General features: G+C 35.6%; 2 protein-coding genes. Both read right to left on the reverse strand.

Annotated elements, in window-relative coordinates:
• Nucleotides 1-278: 278 nt before the first annotated feature.
• Nucleotides 279-1403 carry a DUF6920 family protein gene (locus LBU54_RS15225; protein WP_224531968.1) on the reverse strand — a complete coding sequence of 375 codons (1125 nt, stop codon included), beginning with the start codon at nt 1401-1403 and terminating at the stop codon, nt 279-281.
• Between the two features lie 154 nt (nt 1404-1557).
• Complete coding sequence (locus tag LBU54_RS15230) at nt 1558-2010, reverse strand: hypothetical protein (protein WP_224531970.1); 453 nt, start codon at nt 2008-2010, stop codon at nt 1558-1560.
• Nucleotides 2011-2120: the final 110 nt, after the last annotated feature.

Raw genomic sequence — 2120 nt, forward strand, 5'->3', positions numbered from 1 at the left:
AATTGCTTTTAGCATGAGTTGTGTACTGTTTTGGCTCGAAGCCCGTCCTAGGGCGATATTTTGTGTTAAGGGATAGGTGCAATTTGGTTTAGCGCAGCGATGATGTCGAAATGCTTTTGGATGTAGTGCCTGCGAAGCAGCGCAGACAAAAGTACGCCGCAGGCGTATTCGACATCATCGGTTAGTATATGAAAAGTAGCGGATTTCCACGTACTAACTTTTCGGATTATAACTGACCTTTAATTTATTCATTTTGTTTCGATCAAGCGACTAAACCGCTATTTTTTATATACGTTGTTAGCCACTGGCATTTCTTTCACATTGTATTGGATATCCGTGATTTTCAATCTTAGCCAAGTCCAATTAACGCTCTTTAGTTCCCAACTTGCTTCACATTCGACGGGGATTTTTATTTCATTCCGTTCTTCTATTTTGGTTGCAACGACCGTCCATTCGGTTGGCATTTCTGATTTTGAATCTTGATAACGCATTGCTACGAATTTTTCAAAATTTCCATTTTCGTCAAAATGAAATACACCTGAACCCTTAGTTTCTTCATATGTCATTGTTGCTCTTGCAGAGTAATCGTCAATAGTCTCCCACTCTATATGTTGACTCAATGAGGCAGAGGGAAACCAAACGATTTCAGCTAAATATCTCTGTAATGTTGCTTGGTCTATTTTTTTCTCATCTTTTGCGTTCGCAACTGGGATAAGAGAAAGAAGTTTAATTGTCATTTCTCCCTTACCTTCAATAAATCTATCTCTACCGACTACGCTTAAAAACGAGTTCATTTCAGTATTAATGTTCCAATTAAATGCTGGTGGTTGAATAGTAAAATATTGTTCGGCTTTTCCTTCATTCCAATTTTCTTGGTCAGGCTTTAATTTTAATTGTAATTCTTGAGTCAGATATACATTGGATACGGTTTGTGTGCCAATTACTCCACTATTGGTCAACCATTTTTGAACAATTGAAGGTAATTCCGAAATAGTTTCTTTGGTAATTACTTTTTCACTAACAGCTTTTGAGTTTTCGAATAACTTTTTTCTTTCTTCGACAATTTTGTTTTTAAAATTAAAGTTTGAGTAAGCTATTATTACAGCTACGAGAATTATCAGGTTTGCTATTGTACCAAATTTTGCATCAGACCAATAATTGAAAATCAAAACCTGTGAAGCAATTACAGCTAAAAATCCGCTTAACCACCAATAATCTGAATGGATGAGATTTAAAACAATTGTGATAGCAAATAATATAAATGTTACGAGCCATAGTATTCCATAAGTCTTTGAAATAGGCTGTGAAATAGTATTAAATTCTGATATGCTAAATGCTTTCAGAAATCCGAATAAGTGGATAATTCCGTGTATTCCAATTAATATAAATAAAGCTATTCGCATTGTTTTTTGTGCTTGTGGCTAACGGTCTCGGCTATGATTTCGTTGTGGAATCATCCGCAGGATTATTCCGCCGAAATCCAGCCGTTTGATTTATACTTTTATTTTGGTATGGCACATAACCACAATGAATTATAGCCATTGTTGCCCACAGTTTTTAATTCCGTAAAACTCCGATTACAAAGTCCCAAATTCCGTATAATATTTTTTTGGAAGTTGGAAGTGGTTTTTCTTGATTCGGGTCTTCCAACCAATTTCCGCAAACATTGCAGATAACTTCGTCTTTATAAGTTGCTCTTCCACCAATTCCGTCCCACGTTGCTACTTCGTCTCCAATTCCAATTCCACCTCCAGTATTTGTCCATTCCACTTTGTCGTTTCGTATTTTGTCTGAATAACAACGCGGACATCTTTTTCTGTCGTCATTTAATTTTGACTTTGGATTCTCTGAAATTAATCGGTCAATTTTAGATTCGTTCAGGTTTCTTTCAATCAGATATTCTTTTATTTCCGATTGAGTTTCTTTCATATAAGTCAAAAGCTTGAATTTCGCAAAAAATGCCAATTCATAGTCGTCTAATTCAGTCAGAAAGCTTTTTACTCTACTCATTTCTCAAATTGGTGGCAACAGAGCGCTAAACGCAGTTCTGCTTTGAGAATGAAAAGATAATAAATTCCTTAGCAATAATTGGAGAATGGGTCTTCCTTATACTCTCTAAT

It is taken from the genome of Winogradskyella alexanderae (assembly GCF_020166335.1).
Classification (GTDB): Bacteria; Bacteroidota; Bacteroidia; order Flavobacteriales; family Flavobacteriaceae; genus Winogradskyella; species Winogradskyella alexanderae.